Genomic DNA, 348 nt, shown 5'->3' with positions numbered 1-348 from the left:
ATGCAGCGATGAAGGATATCGAGAAGGAATTGATACTGGCGGCTTACCGTCATGTGCAATCGCAAAAAACGCTGTATATCGTGATCGATGAGGCGCATTTGCTGGATGTGGGCATTTTACGTAAATTGCGCTTATTGTTTGAGCGCTTCCCTAAAAAGCACAATCTAGTGTTACTGGGCCATCCTGAGTTGATGTTTCGCTTGTCGATGACATGCAACGAGGACTGAGGTATCCTGACTTTTTCGGACATTCCTGTTTGTTAAAATAAACGATCAGGAGAAATAATGAAACAGAAAAAAAGATATACCCCGGAATTGCGGGAAGAAGCGGTGAAACTTGTATTGGCGC

General features: G+C 43.7%; 1 protein-coding gene. It reads left to right on the top strand.

Annotated features, from left to right (window positions below):
* Window positions 1-227, top strand: a 227-nt coding sequence (locus tag ACO0LC_RS29230) for an AAA family ATPase (RefSeq protein WP_423009781.1), incomplete at its 5' end; no start/stop codon positions are given.
* Window positions 228-348 lie beyond the last annotated feature (121 nt).

Origin of the sequence: Undibacterium sp. JH2W (assembly GCF_049340425.1) — a bacterium.
Lineage (GTDB): Bacteria > Pseudomonadota > Gammaproteobacteria > Burkholderiales > Burkholderiaceae_D > Undibacterium.
The sequence above is the reverse complement of the archived record's forward strand: the minus strand, read 5'-3'. Positions and strand labels throughout refer to the sequence as shown.